We start from the raw sequence: 17,799 nt of genomic DNA, 5'->3' as shown, positions 1-17,799 counted from the left end.
AGTCATTAATGTTGATGGTAAAATAAGAATCCATCCCGGGCTTAGCCGTTGTGGTAACCTCTACTGAAGTAGGCAAACCTGATACCAAGCCATCGATGTCTGGGTAACATTCAGTTGTAGTTCCCGTAAAATTCGTGCTTTTCAAAATATTCTCATCCTGAAATACATCAGAATCAGAACATCCAATAATGAAAAGTGCAAAAACACTGATAAAGGAGATAATTTTTTTCATAATAATAGAAATTAGTTCTTACTTATTGATATTGGTTATTTAGTTCAAAGATCAAAGAATGGCAAATGTTAGGCAATGATATTTATCAGTTATGATCAACTAAATACTATGAGATTTAACCTTTAAAGTTTACTATATTGAGTTTCATGAAAACAAATCGACAACCCGCAAATTTCTTAGCCATTAATCAATCTAAGCGCCTATTATTGCGGGGTTATAGTTATAGGAAGAATTACTTGCAGAGTTAGAATCTAAGAAATAATTACTTATCAAAAACACTTTAATCAACGGAATAGTTTCATGCTCCCATTTGCCAATCACGTAAACAGAATTTAGAATCCAGGCAAGAGTAGGCATGCGGAGTTCCAGGGAAACTTGATCCCAGGAATGATAGTCGAGAAATTTTATAAAGGAATGGGAATTGGCAGATCTACTTGACATGGTCTTATAAATCACAGACAAAAGACTTAAATTCTATCAATAGTCAATTGAAGCAAGGTAATCCAAGTGGATGACCCAAGTTATTTTATGACTCTTAGACTTATTGGGAGGTCCTAATATGATTAAAAAAATCCAATCAGTGAAGACTGGATTTTAAATTCGTTAAATGTAATGTCGGGTTTATGAGAACGAAGTCTACATCACCAACCCCGAGCAAAATTCCCCTCCATTAAGGCTGGAGCCACCCTCTATGGTGAAATCCCCATAGGTAAATCCAAGCATATTGGGTTCGGTACAACTCGCATCTATGGTCGTATTCTGTTGTCCATCCACTGACAGGTGTATCTCAGCTCCTAATGTCCCATCTTTTTCAAAACCATTGAGCGTAAACATTTCACCCGGAGTAAGGGTTTGCTTGAAGATCACTTTTCTGCCTCCTGAGTCGGTGACGCTGATCACGGCATCCCTGGCACCATTGTATCGGATGTCGAAGCGGGTGACATTGCCATTACAATTACAGTCATTATACCCATTGTCTACATCGGGGTCATTTTCCGGGCATTCACCCAAAGCGTCGCCGTGATTCAAATGGGCCTGGATGGCGTTCTCAGGTAGATATAAGTTGATGAATTTCCAATCATTTCCAATATTTAACTTATGGCAGATGTAAAAGAATTCCTTTTTGGAATTATTCTCATTTTTGTTGGCTCTTGAATAGACAGCATTGAGATTTTCCTGGATTTGGTCAATTTCATCGACCTGACAGGAGAACATAAAGATGAGTCCAATAAGACAAAGGGTTACTTTTTTCATAGTTAAGGAAGATTTGGGTTGGGCGGTCAATATAGACCAGGGAGATAACGTCTCCCTGATCACAAAAAGTCCTGATTCTCGTCAAAAGGTGGAAAAAAGGGGATGAATAGAGTAGAAAAGGCTATTCTCCCAACTTTGGATCTTGTTTTGTTCGATCCTTTCGGAGCCCCACTCTAGTTATTCAACATCACCGGCATGACCAGCATGGTCACATGCTCCCCTTCATCCAACCCGTCCACAGGTGTTAGGATGCCTGCACGGTTGGGAAGGCTGAGTTCCAGCGAGACCTCGTCTGATGAGAGGTTACCCAGCATCTCTACGAGAAAACGGGAGTTAAAGCCGATCTGCATGTCGTCTCCCTGGTAGGAGCAGGTGAGGCGTTCTTCTGCCTTGTTGCTGTAGTCGATATCCTCTGCTGAGATGTTGAGTTCTGCTCCGGCGATCCTCAGTCGGATCTGATGTGTGGTCCTGTTGGAGAAGATGGACACCCGGCGTACAGAACTCAGAAAATGGTTTCTGGAAATGACCAGTTTATTGGGGTTCTCTTTAGGGATGACAGCCTCGTAGTTTGGGTATTTTCCATCGATCAGCCTGCAGATCAGTTCTACGTTGTCAAAGCTGAATTTCGCATTACTGTCATTATACTCGATCTTCACTTCCTCCTCGCTTCCCGCCAGGATCCCCTTCAACAGGTTGAGTGGTTTTTTGGGCATGATGAATTCTGCCACCTCGGAAGCCTTCACGTCTGTACGCTTGTATTTAACCAGTTTGTGGGCGTCTGTGGCAACAAACGTCAGATTTTCTGAAGAGAACTGGAAGAACACACCGCTCATCACAGGTCTCAGGTCGTCATTGCCCGCCGCAAAGATGGTCTTGGTGATGGCCGTGGCGAGGATGTCGCCCATGACGGTCGTGGAACTCGGATTGCCCAGTTCTATCGCTTTTGGAAATTCCGCCCCGTCTGCATACGCCAGGGCGTACTTTCCGTAACTGGAACTGATCTCCACCGTATGATTGTCTTCTACCACAAAGGTGAGGGGTTGCTCCGGAAAGGTCTTTAGGGTGTCTAAAAGCAGACGGGCAGGAACTGCGATCGTGCCCTCATTGTCGGAATCCACTTCCAGTTCGGCACTCATGGTCGTTTCCAGATCGGAAGCCGAGACGGTCAGTTTTCGCTTTTTCAGTTCGAAGAGGAAATTATCCAGGATGGGGAGGGTATTGCTGCTATTGATCACTCCGCCCAACACCTGCAGTTGTTTTAAAAGATATGTACTTGAAACAATGAATTTCACGAGTCCTTTATTTAGTTTGTCGTTTGATTCGGAATTGATTTACTCGTTTCCCAGGGAAAAGACATCCGAATTTGCTCATTATAAATGGCCAGAATTTGTTGATGCCTACCCGTTTTTGGATTCAAACAAATATATTCCAATTGAGCATTTCCTTAAAACTTACTTATCAACACCTACTGGCCAAATCTCACCTTTCTCCTCCAAAGAAAGAGGGTGGTGATGCCTAATACGAAAAGCAGCGGGACCCCCATATTAATGAGCTTCCACCGGGATTTTTGCTCGGAGATCTTCTCCGGGTCGAGCATGGGCACGACCACTTTGCGATTTCGAATGTTTATAAGTCCGGTATCATCGAGAAGGTAATTCACGCAGTTCACCAGGAATTCCTTATTCCCGAAGAAATTATTGGTCCACTTGTCATATCCCAATTCCAGTGGCCTTCCATTTCTCAATTGATTAGCGGCAAGGTCCCCGTCTGAGATAACGATCATCTTGTTGTCAGGACCTTCTTCTTTAGCGCCCTTGAGTTCCAACGGTTTTATACGATTCTTATAAGCTGAGGTAAAAACCCCTTCGACGAGGACGGCCATGGGATATTCCCCTTCCGTATAGGACTCCCGGTCTGGGGCAGTATTCAGAATGTCAAAACTGATGGTTCTCGGTACAGACACCTTCTTTGAAAGTGGAGAGCTACGGGCGAGTATGGTCTTTTTGTTAGTATTTTCCAGGGTGTCTATCGTACTGCTAAACTGGAATCTCAGGGCCTCGATGTTGGCATTGATCGGATGGTTGTTTTGTGAAAACACCATGGGATAATACACCCAGGGTAACGGATTGTATTCCGAGGCATTTCCATCCCCGCTGGCCAGGACGATCTGGGCGCAATAGAGGTCATCCACCAGGTCCCTGTTCAGCCTGATTCCGTATTTGAAGAAAAAGTCCATCAGGTTCAGATCCCTGGGCAAGGCCATGGCACTGCCTTCCTCATTGAACAAACTGTCCAGTTCCATGGCCACGGGATCTACGAGCCAGAGGGACCGCCCCCCGCTCACCATAAACTGGTCCAGCACGTATTTCTCCGCCTCGCTGAATGGCTGCGTAGGTTTGGCAATCAGTGCCAGATCGTAGGATGAAAGCTGATCCAAAACGCTTTGTGGATTTCCCGGGACCGAGTCAAGCGTTATCGCCCCTATGTTGTAATATTCCCTGAGGGTGGTCAGGAAATCAGCCAGGTACAGGTCTTCAAGCTCCCCATTCCCCTTGATTACCGCCACTTTTTTCCGGTCGGTAACAGCCAGTTTGCTCAAGGCGTCTGAAAACGCATACTCCAGGTTTTGGATGGAATTATTGATCCGGTCTTCCGTACTGGCCCCCAGTTTGTTCTTCAACAAGGGTACTCTGACCGTTTGATCCTTATACGTGACCATAGCCCAGGGAAAAACGAGTTCCTGAGATACCCGGCCTTCCTCTTCGGTAGTCACACTGGCGGGGGTAAGACCTATGCGCTGTAACTGGGCAATGGTAGCCTCAGCCTGGGCGCGGTCCTCCAGAGGGTCCTCGAACCCGAATTTGATCCGGTTGCTGTGGTCGTAAAGATTCTCAAGGAGCTGTTCGGTCTCCAGTTTCAGGCGCTGGAATTCGGAAGGGAGGTCGCCCTCCAGCAGCACGTCAATGATCACGGGAGAATCAAGATTTTCCAGGATGTTTTCGGTAGCCTTGCTCAAGGTGAATCGCTTGTCTTCGGTAAGGTCGAATCGGTGATAGAAAAGACCGGACAGGAGGTTGATCGCAACCAATATCCCTATGCCTAACGCTATATGCTTGAAGTCGCTTTTCTTCACTTTACACGCGTTTTTTTAGCCGAAGGACGGTTAGGTATCCAAGGAATGTGGAAAGGGAGAGGAAATAGACTACATCCCGTGTATCCACCACCCCACGTCCCATGCGTTCGTAATGTGCCTGGGCACCTATTCCTTCCACAAATAGAGCGGCTTTCCCATCTGAGAATAATTCCGAGACGGATCCAAACCCAAGGTAGATGATCAAGCAGAGGATCACTGCCATAAGAAAGGCCACGATCTGATTCTCGGTCAGGGAGGAGGAAAAAATACCGATGCTCGTATACGCAAGCAGGAGTAAAAGCATGCCGAAATAAGCACCGGCTACCAGGCCGAGGTCGTAATTTCCGGGCTCTGTTCCCAGGGAAGAAATACTCCAGACATAGACCAGGGTAGGGATAAGGGCGATCAGGCCGAGGATCACTACCCCCAGCAATTTGCCCACTACGAGCTTCCATGCCGGCATGGGTTTCATCAAAAGGAGCTCCAGAGTCCCTAGTTTTCTTTCCTCTGAAAAGCTTTTCATGGAAAGGGCCGGGATCAGGATCAGGAAGACGAAAGGCGCCACCATAAAAAAGGCAGATAGGTCTGCAAAGCCGTAGTCAAACACATTATAAGGCCCTTCAAAGACCCAAAGGACCAGTCCGTTGATCAACAGGAACAGCAGCAGGGCCAGCGGGCCTGTGGCGGAACTAAAAAATGAAGTGATCTCTCTTTTGAAGATCGCGAGCATAGGGTTCAGTTTATGCTGTGAACATGTTTAACACTCCAGGCTTCGGCTTTTTCAGTGAAAAGCATTTTCGTTCTGGCCCATACCCCCATGAAAAAATCGGATTTTCTGTAGGCCTCCAGATCCTCTTCCGAATCCCACTTACTGTAGGTGAAGAAAATTGAAGGGTCTACCGTGTCCTGATACAACTCGAGGTGTCGGCAGCCTTTAAAATCCCGTATAACCTCCCTGGTTTCTTTGAAAATGCGTTCAAAACTACTAATATTTTCTTTCTCGAAATGGAGTTTGACGATGCGAATGATCATTCAGGTGAAATTAATGGTTACGGTGTCCCTGTAATCCAGGCCAAGGAGGGAGGAGGCGCTTCCCACGGTGTTGGGATCGCTTTTGTAGATCGCGAGTTCAATATAATTGGCTGAATTGAAAAGGGCCAGCAGATCACCCGGGCCCTTCCGCTGGTTTTTATCCAGGCTAAAATCAATGATATCACTGTAATTGTCCTCGATCCTGGTAATCCTCTTGTTCCTGGCGAGCAATTCAAAGGACCTCCCTTTGCGATAGGCGTCGAAGAGGCTTTTCTGGATATTGGTCACCACATTCCCGTAATTGTCTATATAGATCACGGAACCGGCAATGGTGTTCCCGTTATTGGTGACACGGGGAGCAAATTCCTTCAGTTCTTTGAGATCGTCGAACTTTTTCCCGACTACCTCCAAAGTACCACCACGGGCGATATGGCAGGCGACCTTTACAAAGATCTCCAGTACCGGGAATGCCCCGGGATGTGGGTTGGGGATCTGGAGTTCCACGACCTTGTCGGGTTTGATCTCTGAAGTGATCAGGCTGCTGACCCCGTTATTGGCAAGGATAAAGTAATGTCCGTCTACATAGACGGCCAGGTGCTGGTTCTCCTCTGTACATTCGGCATCCACCCCTACGATATGGATAGTTCCCTTAGGAAAGGCCTTGTAAGAATTCTTGAGGATATAGGCGCATTCCTGGATGTTGAATGGGCTTATGGCATGTGAAATATCAACAATTCTCGCGTCTTCGAGCTCGGAGTAAATGGTCCCTTTTATGGCGCCTACAAAATGGTCTTTATATCCAAAATCAGTAGTTAAGGTAATGATCGCCATGCAGCAATGTTGATATTTTTTTGGGTCTCCAAACTCATTTATGCGTAAGTTTGTACGTCAAAATTAATCAAAAAATCAGCGTTGCGAAATTAATATTCACCCCATTCAATTAACGATAAACTTCATTGAACGAACTCACGTTAGAACTCACAGAAATTAGCCCAAGGGAATTTTTCGGGCACCAAAACGAACATATTGACCTCCTGAAGAAGTATTTTCCCAAGCTCAAGATCGTGGCGAGGGGAAGCAAAATCAAGGTCTACGGGGATGATGAACAGCTGGATGAATTCGACAAGCGATTTCATATGCTGACAGCCCATTTCACCAAGTACAACAAACTCGACGAGAATGTGATCGAGAGGGTCCTGACCAGTACCGGGAAAGAGGAACTCTCCTCAACCACTCACAGCAATGATATTCTCGTTCACGGTGTAAGCGGCAGGTATATCAAGGCACAGACGGTAAACCAGCGGAGGCTGGTAGATGCCGTTTCTAAGAATGACATGGTCTTTGCCATAGGTCCGGCGGGGACGGGAAAGACCTATACCGGTGTGGCCCTGGCCGTCAGGGCACTCAAGAACAAGGAGGTAAAAAGGATCATACTCACCAGGCCCGCCGTGGAAGCCGGAGAGAACCTGGGTTTCCTTCCCGGGGACCTCAAAGAGAAACTCGACCCGTACATGCAGCCCCTATACGATGCCCTCAGGGACATGATCCCGGCCGAAAAACTGGCGAATTACCTCGAAAACGGCACCATACAAATCGCTCCCATGGCTTTTATGCGGGGGCGTACCCTTGACAATGCCTTCGTCATTCTCGACGAGGCTCAGAATACCACCCACGCTCAGATGAAGATGTTCCTGACCAGGATGGGAAAGGATGCAAAGTTCCTGCTCACGGGCGACCCGGGTCAGATAGACCTGCCGAGAAGGGTGATCTCCGGTCTGAAAGAGGCCCTGCTGATCCTGAAGAATATCGAAGGCATCGAAATGATCTACCTGGACGACAAGGATGTGATCCGTCATAAACTGGTCAAAAAGGTGATCGATGCGTACAAGAACATAGAGCATCAGAACTGATTCTCCCATGAGCAATACGATCACAAGCACTGATTTTTCCTTTCCGGGACAGAAAAAGGTCTATAAGGGCAAGGTAAGGGAGGTGTACACCCTGGAGAATGACATTCTGGTTATGATCGCCACAGACAGGCTATCGGCCTTCGACGTGGTCATGCCCAAAGGGATCCCCTACAAGGGGCAGATCCTGAACCAGATCGCCACGAAGATGATGGCTGCCACAGCAGACATCGTGCCCAACTGGCTTATATCTACCCCTGACCCCAATGTAGCCATAGGCCATGCCTGTGAACCCTTTAAAGTAGAAATGGTGATTCGAGGGTACTTGTCGGGTCATGCGGCCAGGGAATACAGGAGTGGGAAACGCGAATTATGCGGGGTGCCCATGCCGGAAGGTATGAAGGAGAATGACCCTTTTCCACAGCCCATCATCACCCCGGCCACCAAGGCGGAAAAAGGGGATCACGACGAAGATATTTCAAGGGAAGATATCCTGAAAAGGGGGATCGTATCGGAGGAGGATTACGTCGTTCTGGAGCAATACACCAGGGCACTTTTTCAAAGAGGCTCTGAGATTGCGGCGAAACGCGGACTGATCCTGGTAGACACCAAATACGAGTTCGGGAAGATGAAGGACGGATCTATCGTCCTGATCGATGAGATACACACGCCGGATTCCTCCCGCTATTTTTATGCTGAGGGATATAAGGAGCGGCAGGAAAGGGGAGAGTCCCAGAAACAGCTTTCCAAGGAGTTCGTCAGGCAATGGCTGATCCAGAACGGCTTTCAGGGATTAGAGGGACAAAAGGTGCCGGAGATGACAGACGAGTATATCAAGACCGTTTCTGACCGCTATATCGAATTGTACGAAAACATCACGGGAGAGGCGTTCCACCCCGCCGATATCAGCCATATAAAAAATCGGATCGAAGGGAATGTGCTCAAGTATCTCGATAAACTGTAAAAAATTGAAATAAAGCCAAATAACTGCCGCCTTCTAAACGGAAAGTTTATAAATAGATCCTTGAACAGTACGAAAATAAAAAAGACCACCATCGTGGTCTTTTTTTGTAGCGAGAGGGAGACTTGAACTCCCGACCTCAGGGTTATGAATCCTGCGCTCTAACCACCTGAGCTACCTCGCCATTGAATTATAAATGGGTGCAAATATAATCTTTAATTTTCGCTACGTCAAAATTCATCTTCCAAAATTAAATGAAGGAGATTATTTTTTTATCATATAGAAATCTATATATTACCCATCGAAAAATAGCCCCCAAATGACCGATAAGATCAAGTTTGAATTAGAGTTTGTCATACAATCTTCACCTCAGTTACTCTACCAGTATCTCTCGACGCCGTCGGGTCTTTCCGAATGGTTTGCGGACAACGTGAATTCGAGGGGAGAGCGATTCAATTTTATTTGGGACGGTTCCGAGGAAGGTGCTAAACTCCTCAAGCGCAAAAGCGATGAATTCGTCCGATTCGCCTGGGAAGGAACCGAAGATGATACCTATTTCGAGATGCGTATACGCGTTGATGAGATCACGAGTGATGTTTCTCTGTTTATCACAGATTTTGCGGAGGAAGACGAGCTGGATGAAGCCAAGATGTTGTGGGAGAACCAGATATCAGACCTGAAACAGGTACTTGGATCCAAATAAGATTTCGCCTCAGATGCAGTATCTTTGGCCTTGAATTTTCAAGGCTTTTTTTATGATCAACTTTGACGGGGAGTTCTTTTCTGACGATGCGGTGTATCTCAACGCAAAAAACAGCGTATTTGCACATGGAGACGGGCTGCTAGAAGTGATTCGCGTAGTGAATGGGACCTTTTTTTTCTGGGAAGACCACTATCTCAGATTAATGGCTTCCATGCGTGTCCTAAGGATGGAGATACCCATGTCGTTTACGCTCGAATTCCTGAAGGAAGAGATCGCAAAAACGATCCGGGAATCCGGCTTAACCCATCAGGCCGTGCTCGCAAGGGTGTATGTATTTCCAAAATACATAAAAGGATTGGAGAATGCAGAACGTCTGGTGTCCTACCTTATAGAAGTAGAGGAGGGTTCTTCACCATTTTACCTGCATCAGGATCAGCCTTATGAGGCCGACCTTTACAAGGATTTTTACATACAGCCCGGCATGCTTTCCACCCTGCCATTGGTGAACTCGGTCCTTAAAAATGTCGGCCGGGTTTACGCCCTTGAAAATGGGTATGAAGACTGTATCTTATTAAATGATCAAAAGAATGTAGTGCAGACCTTACAGGGTAATTTGTTCCTCGTTGCAGAGGATAGGATCAAAACGCCTCCACTCTCGGACGGTTGTGAGAACAGCGTTCTGAGAAAGAAAGTGATGGAGTTGATAAGGAAATCTAACGAGTTCACACTGGAAGAAGCCTCCATTTCACCTTTTGAACTTCAAAAGGCAGATGAGCTCTTTATTTCGGACATCGCAATAGGAATTAGATCTGTTACCCGATACAGGAGAACGGATTACAAGACAGTGGTGGCAAAAAACATCCTTGGGAAACTCAATGCCCTGGCCAGGCTCAATTAAGACTGGGATTTTCAGGGGCATTGGACCAAAGCAGGTAGTCACCGCCCAGTTCCATCATCTTTTCTTTCCAGAAGGAAATGGCCGACTTTTCGATGATCTCGCTCTCGTAATGGTTCTTTACTACGATCCAGGATTTGGATACCAGTTCCCGATCCAGTTGCAGGGAAGACCAACCAGAATATCCCAGGAAGAATCGGATGTCCTTTGGAGTGATGACCCCCTGATTGATAAGGTTTATCGTGGTGTCAAAATCTCCCCCCCAAAAGATCCCATCGGAAATCTCTATGCTGTCACTGATCAAATGAGGGACCTTATGGATAAAGTAAAGATTGTCCTGTTCCACGGGCCCGCCGTTGAAAACCGGAAAAGGCACCAAGATCTCCGTTACCAGTTCACTGATATCGTAATCCAGGGGTTTGTTCAGGATAAAACCGACGGATCCTTCTTCATTGTGCTCCGCAAGAAGTACCACAGACCTGTTAAAGGACACATCCCCTGTCAACGAGGGTTCGGCGATCAACAGCTTTCCTTTTTTCGGTTTTAAACTGGTCATCAGAGAGATCCTTTTTTCTAAAATAGAACAAATGTCCAGAACTACAAAAAATGCCTGAATAAAAAAAGCACCCCTCGAAGGAGTGCTTTCAATATATGGTACAGAACAAAAATTAGTTAACAGCGCTGCTCAGATCAGAACCAGCTTTGAATTTAACTACGTTTTTTGCTTTAATGTGGATGGTTTTTCCAGTTGAAGGGTTTCTTCCTTCTCTTGCGCTTCTTCTAGACACTGACCATGATCCGAATCCTACCAAAGAAACACGGTTTCCTTTTTTAAGGGATTTTTCTACATTTCCAAGGAAAGACTCCAAAGCTTTTTTAGCGGCTGCTTTTGTGATACCAGCGCTTGCGGCCATGGCATCGATTAATTCTGTTTTGTTCATAATTGAAGTAAATTAATTGTTGTTAAATATTTTAAAGCTCCAAACAAAATTAGACGGATTTGCCGTTAACGCAAGTAAAATCAAGGGAAATCCGGGTTTTTGTTGATAACTTGGAGGCTTTGTTGATAAAGTGGTATTTTTTTAAGGGAATCATTGAGCCCAACAAGGACGGGACTTCAGCGCATATAGGCTTTTGAATCCAATTTTAATCCGTTCAGCACCTCCCTGGATCCCATTTTACGCTTCCCCGGTAGTTGTATTTCCTCCAGATCTATCCATCCCCCCTCAACCGCTACCCGTATTTTTTGATGTGGCATTATTTGTCCGGGAATTTCCGAATGCTTTTCCTCCAGGTAACTCGCTCCGTACACTTTCAGGTAAATGGAATCGCTCCCATTATGCAGAGTGGTCCACGCAGTGGGGTAGGGGCTCAGGCCGCGTATGAGGTTGTAGATCTCTCTTCCGGGTAGCTTCCAATTGATCTCACAATTCTCCCTGGTAAGCTTGGGGGCATCCTTCACCGTTTTGAGCTCTTTCTGAACAAAGGTCTTTACCTCGTCTTTGGCAATAAGCCCCACCGTTTTCAATACCAGGTCGGCTCCCAGGTTCATGAGTCGGTCGTGCAGGTCCCCTGCCGTATCCTCCTCCGTGATCCTGCATTCCTCCTGCAGGATAATGGCCCCTGTATCGATCTTTTCGTCAATAAAAAAGGTAGTTACCCCTGTTTTTGTCTCACCGTTTATGATGGCCCAGTTGATAGGGGCGGCACCTCGGTAATCGGGCAGGAGGGAGGCGTGGAGGTTGAAGGTGCCGTACTCCGGCATGTTCCATACTGCCCTGGGGAGCATCCGAAAGGCCACGACGATCTGGAGATTGGCCTCCAGGGACCTGAGTTCGGTGAGAAAGTCCTCCTTCTTTAAGTTTGTGGGCTGTAGGACCTTGAGGCCTTTTTTGAGGGCGTATTGTTTTACAGCCGACTCCCTCAGGGATTGCCCCCTTCCGGCGGGCCGGTCCGGGGCCGTGATCACCCCGACCACCGTATAGGGGCTGTTGACAAGTGCTTCCAGGGTTGCCACAGCAAAATCCGGGGTTCCCATAAATACGATTCTGAGATCTCTCATAGTAATGCGGTGTATTCGTTGTTGGAGGTGAGCCCGATCTTCCCTTCTTCCAGCAGGTATCGAAGTTCTTTTAAAACAATGTCCCTTTCCCTTCCCAGGGTCTCCACCAGGTTCTGGGATGTGAGGGCTCTCTCTCTTACCAGCCTCAGGATATCGTTATCCAGCCTTTTCAATTCTTCCTTCGAAGCAGGTTTTTTTTTGCGGCATACATCGCATTCCCCACATGGTCTGGCGGATACTTCCCCGAAATAACGGAGTAACTGAATGGAACGGCAAAGTGAGTCGTTGCGGACGTAGCCCAGTACAGCCTCGACGTTTTGGACCTTGATACTGTTCAGGTCCTTTATTTTATGGGCGAATGTATTGATGGTAAGGTCGTCCTCCCTGGGGACCAGGAAGGTAATTTCCGTATCTCGTTGCTCATTCCTGAATTCCAGCAGGCCATCCGCCCCGGCCTTGCGTAGGACCGCAAGCACCTCATCTTCTGAAACCTCTGCTTTCCTGGCCAGTAGGACGGGATTTATGGAGGTTTCGAATTCGAACACCCCTCCATAGGTCCTCAAGAGGGCCTGAAGGATCCGAGCTTTCCCCGGATGCGTATTCAGATAGTCGAAGATCTCCCCTTTGGAGGCCTTGAAATACACCGAGGTCTTATGTGAGAAATTCTGTGTCAGGGCAATGACCGAATTTTGATCCAGGAGTCGGAGTCCATTATAGACCAGAGACGGATTCAAGCTATACACCTCACAGAAATCGTTGAAATTGAAGGGAAAGGACTCCTCCTCCTGCCTGCCGTAGGCGATCTGGAAATAGTTGTTCAGCCTCTTGTAGAGTTCCCTGACAAAGGCCACATCGGGCAATACGGAGATAAACTGTTGGTAAAGGCGCTGTTCATCCTCCGGATTCAGCAGGAGTACTGCCTCGGCCCGATCTCCGTTCCGGCCGGCCCTGCCAGCCTCCTGAAAATAACTTTCCAGGCTTTCAGGGAGTTCGAAATGAACCACCAACCCCACATCCGCCTTATCGATTCCCATTCCAAAAGCACTGGTGGCCACCATGACCTTGATCCGGTCCTGGAGCCAATCCTTCAGCCTGTCATCCTTTTCATTTCTCGTCAGTCCGCCGTGGAATGCACAGGCACGTATTCCGTCCCTTATCAATTCTCTACTGAGTTCTTCCGTCCTGCGCCGACTCCTGACATAGACGATGGCAGATCGACTTTCCTGCCGGCAGAGTTGCAGGACCTGCTGCCGTTTATTCTCATGCTTTACCACGCGGTAAATGAGATTTTCCCTCTCGAAGGAATCCTTGAAAACCGCAGGCGAGGTCATTCTGAGGTTGTCCGTAATATCTCCAGCCACCCGCTCCGTGGCCGTAGCCGTAAGGGCAATACAGGGAACCTCCGGGTGCAGGTCCCTGAGCGCGGAACACTCCAGGTAGGCGGGTCTGAAATCGATCCCCCACTGGGAGATACAATGGGCCTCATCAATGGCGATCAGGTTGATGTTCATCTGGCTGATGCGCTCCTGTACCCAGGATTGCTGTAAGCGTTCCGGGGAAAGATAGAGGAAGCGATACCCCCCATACAGACAGTTGTCGAGCAAAATACTGGCCTCATCAAAGGAGATGCCTCCGGTCAGTGCCACGGCCTTGATACCCTTTCGTTTTAGCCCCGTCACCTGGTCTCTGATCAGGGCAATAAGGGGGGAGACCACGATGCACACCCCATCAAGGATCAGACCTGGTACCTGATAGCAAATCGACTTTCCCCCACCGGTAGGTAGCATGGCAAGGACGTCCCTGCCTTCCAGCACGGCGTTGATGATCTCCTCCTGGGAACCTCTGAAGGCGTTGTGCCCCCAATAACTTTGTAAGATTTCTGCAGGGGATGAATTCACATCAGAGGTATCACATGGTTGATAATATATTCGGCTCTTTCCTCCACAGTGCCCCTGGGCACCGATAGGGTGCGATAACTGAGATCAGAATAGGTATTTACGAGCTCCTGATGGATCTCGAGTGCCTGATCGAAACTCTCCAGCCGTTCCTCATCCCGGGTGTAGATGTCCTCCCAGGGAGGGAGTACGACCACCTGGTCGTATTTGTGCCTTTCACAATAGGAGATGAATTCGCCGGGATACTCCTGATCAAAATACTTCATATACGCCAGTACATCCGGCAGTCCACGGTCGTAAAAAACAACCGGGTGTTCCAATTCCTCCCCGGCCCTGAAATGCTCCAGGCGGGATTCAAGCAGGAACAGATTAAACCTGAAGGGATCATCCACAAAGGTGAGGGGATTGGAATGGATAGTAGAGGGATCCCCGTTCCTCTTGGCTTCCAGGGTGAGGTCCCTGATCACCTCGTGAAAACAAAAATACCCTTTCTGTTCAAGAACCCTGATGACAGAGGTCTTTCCAGTTCCGGGTCCTCCTGTGATGACAATTCGCTTGGGCATGGGTCGACTTTATACTTCAACAAAAGTAATCAATACCGCCATGGCGGTGAAATACGATGAATCCCTTTATATTTGCAAAAAGAAGCTGCATGAAGAAAGATAGTCCCGATGAATTTTACAAGCGGTTAAAAGAAGAACTTTTAAGGACCTCCTCCTGGCCGTCGGATTACCTCTACAAATTCATCGTGCCAACGGATCCTGAAAAGATCAAGGCCATCCAGTTGATTTTTGATAATACGGGGGCCGTTATAGAATCCCGCCAATCGAGTAAAGGGAAATATACCAGCCTGTCTGTCACCGTAAACCTGAAGGATCCGGATGCAGTGATCAGCAACTACAAGGAAGTTGCCAAGGTGGAAGGGGTAATCTCCCTTTAAGGTAGGTTGTCTCCCGGATTTTTAGTAATTTGCTGCCAAATACAACTTCTTCCAGACCACATCATCAACTTAAAATATTTATATTGAATTCTGTAGAAAACTTAGAATACAACACGGAACGTCCTCAACTGATCATTCCCGAGTACGGGAGGCATTTTCAAAAAATGGTGGACTACGCCATGTCCATAGAGGACAGGGAAGAAAGGAACAAAGTGGCCCAATCGATCATTTCGGTAATGGGCAACTTACAACCCCACCTTCGCGACGTACCTGATTTCCAGCACAAATTGTGGGACCAGCTCTTCATCATGTCCGATTTCAAACTGGATGTGGATTCGCCTGTTCCCATCACCAGTAAAGAATTGCTTCAGGCTCGTCCTGAACCCCTGGAGTACCCCCAGAATCACCCTAAGTACCGTTTTTACGGAAATAATATTAAGCGCATGATAGATGTGGCCATTCAATGGGAAAAGGGGGACAAGCGGGACGGTCTGGAATACGCCATTGCCAACCACATGAAAAAATGCTACCTCAACTGGAACAAGGATACCGTCGATGACAAGGCGATATTCCAGCATTTGTACGAATTGAGCGACGGGCAGATCGACCTGGCTTCCGATGGGGAGAACCTCACCGAAAGCGGACAGTTCCTCAAACAAAGGGTCGCAAAAAGCAACCGCACAGGAACACCGAGCAAGAAGCAGCGAAGCAGCAGAGGGAAAAAACGCTACTAATTCCTTTGTAATTCATGGGTACATTTACAATAGAAGGGGGTCACAGCCTGCATGGCAGTATTACACCACAGGGAGCCAAAAACGAAGCTTTACAGATCTTATGCGCCGTATTGCTCACCCCGGAAAAGGTCACAATACACAACATCCCCGACATCCTGGATGTAAATAAGCTGATCTCCTTACTGGAAGACCTGGGGGTCAAGATCCAGAAAAAAGGAAAGGGCTCCTACACCTTTATGGCCGATGACGTGAACCTGGATTACCTGCTGTCTGATCAGTTCAAGGTAGACGGAAGGGGATTGAGAGGTTCCATCATGCTGGTCGGGCCCCTGCTGGCTCGTTTCGGCAAGGGATATATCCCCAAACCCGGAGGGGATAAGATCGGGCGAAGGAGGCTCGATACCCACTTCGAAGGTTTTATCAAGCTCGGGGCAAAATTTCGATACAACAAGGAAGAGCACTTCTATGGAGTGGAGGCGAAAAAGCTACAGGGAACCTACATGCTCCTGGACGAGGCTTCCGTTACGGGAACGGCCAACATCGTTATGGCCGCGGTCCTTGCGGAGGGTACTACTACCATCTATAACGCGGCATGTGAACCTTATCTCCAGCAGTTGTGCAAGATGCTTAACCGCATGGGGGCCAAGATCAGCGGGATCGGCTCAAACCTCCTCACGATCGAAGGGGTGGATTCCCTCAAGGGTACCACACATACCATGTTGCCAGATATGATTGAGATCGGCAGCTGGATCGGCCTCGCTGCCATGACCCGGAGTGAGCTCACCATCAAGGAAGTAAGCTGGGAAAACCTGGGGCAGATCCCGACAGTTTTCAGCAAGCTGGGGATCACCCTGGAAAGGAGGGGGGACGATATATTTATTCCCGCCCATACAGAAGGGTATAAGATCCACAATTATATAGACGGGTCTATTCTGACCATAGCTGATGCCCCCTGGCCCGGCCTAACACCCGACCTGCTCAGCATCATCCTCGTAGTGGCTACCCAGGCCAAAGGGGAAGTCCTCATCCACCAGAAAATGTTTGAAAGTCGGCTGTTCTTTGTGGATAAGCTCATCGATATGGGCGCGAAGATCATTCTCTGTGATCCTCACAGGGCTACCGTGATAGGGCACGACTTTAAATCGACCCTCAAGTCTACCGTTATGGTCTCCCCCGATATCCGGGCAGGGATCTCTCTGCTGATCGCAGCCCTTTCGGCCAAGGGGACCTCCACGATCCACAACATCGAACAGATAGACAGGGGATATGAATCCATTGATACGCGATTAAAGGCCATTGGAGCCCATATTACCAGGGTCTGATGAAGGAGGTGGCTGAAGGCATACCCCTCGTGCAGCACACGGTTGGGAATCAAAAACGCTTTGAACTCCGACTGGATGAAGGGGTGGCCTACGTAGAATACATGATCAACCAGCAGGGAACGATCTACCTCACGCATACCGAAGTACCGGTGTCATTGGAAGGAAATGGAATCGGAAGCGTGCTGGTGAAAAAAGTCCTGCAGCATATTCGGACTGAAGGGATGAAAATGGCCCCGCTTTGCCCCTTTGTAGCTGCCTACCTCAAGAGGAACCCAGGGGAAGCAAACGGACTTCTCGCCCCCGGATTTAATATAGGTTCCTGATCAAAAATAAATCGCGAAATTCCAAAGGAACAAAACCGTCCAGAGAACGGTGCGTATCCAGTTCAGCCTCACCATATCCTCGAGGGACTTCGGGGTGAAATCTCCTGCGCTGATCGCCTTGTGCCTGGGGACAAAGAACGTAAAGGTAACCAGCCAAACAAGAAGGACGAGTATAAAGCAAGTGATGCTGTAAAACGACTTGACTTCCTGCAACAGGGCTCCATAGGCCATAAGCTGTCCTAGCATAAGGGGTACTACGAGAAAGGAAATACGCGGAGTGTATTTTTTATGCCATTTCACCAGACCCTCTCGAGTGAAATGAATAAAACTGGGGTATACGATCAGTTGTACCATCCAGATAAGTACAAAAAGGCCAAAATCCAGGAGTAGTCTCGTCATTTCCTTT

Annotated in this window: 21 protein-coding genes and 1 tRNA gene; 8 read left to right on the top strand and 14 right to left on the bottom strand. The window is 47.8% G+C overall.

What is annotated here, in order from left to right:
- The 7 genes from GWK09_RS13325 to GWK09_RS13295 form a co-directional block, all read right to left on the bottom strand.
- The coding region (locus GWK09_RS13325; protein WP_163693949.1) for a hypothetical protein at positions 1 to 232 on the bottom strand (232 nt) is incomplete at its 3' end.
- Between the two features lie 636 nt (positions 233 to 868).
- Positions 869 to 1,486, bottom strand: coding sequence for a DUF7467 domain-containing protein (locus GWK09_RS13320; RefSeq protein WP_163693948.1), 618 nt, complete (start codon positions 1,484 to 1,486; stop codon positions 869 to 871).
- A gap of 173 nt (positions 1,487 to 1,659) precedes the next feature.
- Positions 1,660 to 2,778, bottom strand: coding sequence for a DNA polymerase III subunit beta (gene dnaN / locus GWK09_RS13315; protein WP_163693947.1), 1,119 nt, complete (start codon positions 2,776 to 2,778; stop codon positions 1,660 to 1,662).
- A gap of 173 nt (positions 2,779 to 2,951) precedes the next feature.
- Positions 2,952 to 4,619: a gliding motility-associated ABC transporter substrate-binding protein GldG gene (gene gldG, locus GWK09_RS13310; protein ID WP_163693946.1), complete on the bottom strand. Its 1,668-nt coding sequence runs from the start codon at positions 4,617 to 4,619 to the stop codon at positions 2,952 to 2,954.
- A 1-nt stretch (position 4,620) separates the two neighbouring features.
- A complete protein-coding gene (gldF, locus tag GWK09_RS13305) occupies positions 4,621 to 5,349 on the bottom strand; it encodes a gliding motility-associated ABC transporter permease subunit GldF (protein ID WP_163693945.1) in 729 nt (242 codons plus the stop codon).
- A gap of 5 nt (positions 5,350 to 5,354) precedes the next feature.
- Positions 5,355 to 5,651 carry a putative quinol monooxygenase gene (locus GWK09_RS13300; protein WP_163693944.1) on the bottom strand — a complete coding sequence of 99 codons (297 nt, stop codon included), beginning with the start codon at positions 5,649 to 5,651 and terminating at the stop codon, positions 5,355 to 5,357.
- On the bottom strand, positions 5,652 to 6,482 hold the full coding sequence (locus tag GWK09_RS13295; protein ID WP_163693943.1) for an SAM hydrolase/SAM-dependent halogenase family protein: 831 nt from the start codon (positions 6,480 to 6,482) through the stop codon (positions 5,652 to 5,654).
- 125 nt (positions 6,483 to 6,607) lie between these two features.
- Between GWK09_RS13295 and GWK09_RS13290 the strand changes: the two genes are divergently transcribed.
- A complete protein-coding gene (locus GWK09_RS13290) occupies positions 6,608 to 7,561 on the top strand; it encodes a PhoH family protein (protein WP_163693942.1) in 954 nt (317 codons plus the stop codon).
- Between the two features lie 7 nt (positions 7,562 to 7,568).
- Positions 7,569 to 8,522 carry a phosphoribosylaminoimidazolesuccinocarboxamide synthase gene (locus GWK09_RS13285; protein WP_163693941.1) on the top strand — a complete coding sequence of 318 codons (954 nt, stop codon included), beginning with the start codon at positions 7,569 to 7,571 and terminating at the stop codon, positions 8,520 to 8,522.
- A gap of 107 nt (positions 8,523 to 8,629) precedes the next feature.
- On the opposite strand, the gene GWK09_RS13280 is transcribed toward GWK09_RS13285, so the two are convergent.
- A tRNA-Met gene (locus tag GWK09_RS13280) sits at positions 8,630 to 8,703 on the bottom strand.
- A gap of 135 nt (positions 8,704 to 8,838) precedes the next feature.
- On the opposite strand from GWK09_RS13280, the gene GWK09_RS13275 reads away from it, so the two are divergent.
- Together GWK09_RS13275 and GWK09_RS13270 are read left to right on the top strand one after the other, a co-directional pair.
- Complete coding sequence (locus GWK09_RS13275; RefSeq protein WP_163693940.1) at positions 8,839 to 9,222, top strand: START-like domain-containing protein; 384 nt, start codon at positions 8,839 to 8,841, stop codon at positions 9,220 to 9,222.
- Between the two features lie 52 nt (positions 9,223 to 9,274).
- Positions 9,275 to 10,120 carry an aminotransferase class IV gene (locus GWK09_RS13270; RefSeq protein WP_163693939.1) on the top strand — a complete coding sequence of 282 codons (846 nt, stop codon included), beginning with the start codon at positions 9,275 to 9,277 and terminating at the stop codon, positions 10,118 to 10,120.
- Here the strand turns inward: GWK09_RS13270 and GWK09_RS13265 are convergent.
- The 5 genes from GWK09_RS13265 to GWK09_RS13245 form a co-directional block, all read right to left on the bottom strand.
- A complete protein-coding gene (locus GWK09_RS13265; RefSeq protein ID WP_163693938.1) occupies positions 10,113 to 10,673 on the bottom strand; it encodes a YqgE/AlgH family protein in 561 nt (186 codons plus the stop codon). The genes GWK09_RS13270 and GWK09_RS13265 overlap by 8 nt on opposite strands.
- Before the next feature lie 112 nt (positions 10,674 to 10,785).
- Positions 10,786 to 11,058, bottom strand: a complete 273-nt coding sequence (locus tag GWK09_RS13260) for an HU family DNA-binding protein (RefSeq protein ID WP_163693937.1) — start codon at positions 11,056 to 11,058, stop codon at positions 10,786 to 10,788.
- A 176-nt stretch (positions 11,059 to 11,234) separates the two neighbouring features.
- A complete protein-coding gene (gene fmt, locus GWK09_RS13255; RefSeq protein WP_163693936.1) occupies positions 11,235 to 12,179 on the bottom strand; it encodes a methionyl-tRNA formyltransferase in 945 nt (314 codons plus the stop codon).
- Positions 12,176 to 14,077, bottom strand: a complete 1,902-nt coding sequence (locus GWK09_RS13250) for a RecQ family ATP-dependent DNA helicase (protein WP_163693935.1) — start codon at positions 14,075 to 14,077, stop codon at positions 12,176 to 12,178. The genes fmt and GWK09_RS13250 overlap by 4 nt, the downstream gene beginning before the upstream one ends.
- Complete coding sequence (locus GWK09_RS13245) at positions 14,074 to 14,637, bottom strand: AAA family ATPase (RefSeq protein ID WP_163693934.1); 564 nt, start codon at positions 14,635 to 14,637, stop codon at positions 14,074 to 14,076. Before GWK09_RS13245 ends, GWK09_RS13250 begins: the two co-directional genes overlap by 4 nt.
- 89 nt (positions 14,638 to 14,726) lie before the next feature.
- On the opposite strand from GWK09_RS13245, the gene GWK09_RS13240 reads away from it, so the two are divergent.
- The 4 genes from GWK09_RS13240 to GWK09_RS13225 all read left to right on the top strand — a co-directional run bounded on the left by GWK09_RS13240 (position 14,727) and on the right by GWK09_RS13225 (position 17,393).
- Positions 14,727 to 15,014 (top strand): DUF493 family protein, encoded by a 288-nt coding sequence (locus GWK09_RS13240; protein WP_163693933.1) that lies wholly within the window; start codon positions 14,727 to 14,729, stop codon positions 15,012 to 15,014.
- Positions 15,015 to 15,097: 83 nt separating this feature from the next.
- Positions 15,098 to 15,748: a DUF4290 domain-containing protein gene (locus tag GWK09_RS13235; protein WP_163693932.1), complete on the top strand. Its 651-nt coding sequence runs from the start codon at positions 15,098 to 15,100 to the stop codon at positions 15,746 to 15,748.
- A gap of 14 nt (positions 15,749 to 15,762) precedes the next feature.
- The gene (murA, locus tag GWK09_RS13230) at positions 15,763 to 17,070 is read left to right on the top strand and encodes a UDP-N-acetylglucosamine 1-carboxyvinyltransferase (RefSeq protein ID WP_163693931.1); all 1,308 of its coding nucleotides are present in this window, start codon (positions 15,763 to 15,765) and stop codon (positions 17,068 to 17,070) included.
- On the top strand, positions 17,070 to 17,393 hold the full coding sequence (locus tag GWK09_RS13225; RefSeq protein WP_163693930.1) for a GNAT family N-acetyltransferase: 324 nt from the start codon (positions 17,070 to 17,072) through the stop codon (positions 17,391 to 17,393). Before murA ends, GWK09_RS13225 begins: the two co-directional genes overlap by 1 nt.
- On the opposite strand, the gene GWK09_RS13220 is transcribed toward GWK09_RS13225, so the two are convergent.
- Positions 17,394 to 17,792 carry a hypothetical protein gene (locus GWK09_RS13220; RefSeq protein ID WP_239530938.1) on the bottom strand — a complete coding sequence of 133 codons (399 nt, stop codon included), beginning with the start codon at positions 17,790 to 17,792 and terminating at the stop codon, positions 17,394 to 17,396.
- Between the last annotated feature and the right edge of the window lie 7 nt (positions 17,793 to 17,799).

The organism is Muriicola jejuensis, assembly GCF_010671595.1.
Taxonomy (GTDB): Bacteria; Bacteroidota; Bacteroidia; order Flavobacteriales; family Flavobacteriaceae; genus Muriicola; species Muriicola jejuensis.
The sequence above is the reverse complement of the archived record's forward strand: the minus strand, read 5'-3'. Positions and strand labels throughout refer to the sequence as shown.